Source organism: Bacillus sp. mrc49 (assembly GCF_002803435.1).
In genome coordinates, this window is sequence record NZ_PHNG01000428.1 from 1 (window position 1) to 284 (window position 284).

The following is a 284-nucleotide window of genomic DNA, read 5'->3' on the forward strand; positions in this document are numbered from 1 at the left end:
GATCATCATGGTCACCCACGATCCCGTGGCAGCAAGTTATTGCAGCAGAGTCATTTTCATTAAAGATGGACAAATCTATACCCAATTGAATAAAGGGGAAGAAACGAGGCAAACCTTCTTCAAGGACATCATGAAAACACAAGGTGTATTGGGCGGTGTGCAAAATGAGCATTAATCAACTCATCTTTCGGAACCTGAAGAAGAACCTGAAAAACTATTACCTTTATGTATTTGCTTTGGTCTTCAGCGCCTCGCTTTATTTCGCATTTGTCACCTTGCAATAT

The 284-nt window shown here is 40.8% G+C and carries 1 protein-coding gene and 1 pseudogene; both read left to right on the top strand.

The window, feature by feature from the left end:
* Positions 1 to 175 (top strand): annotated as a pseudogene (locus tag CVN76_RS02620) (bacitracin ABC transporter ATP-binding protein); the annotation flags it as partial.
* The coding region (locus CVN76_RS31625) for a hypothetical protein (RefSeq protein ID WP_232732080.1) at positions 165 to 284 on the top strand (120 nt) is incomplete at its 3' end. The pseudogene CVN76_RS02620 and the gene CVN76_RS31625, both read left to right, overlap by 11 nt.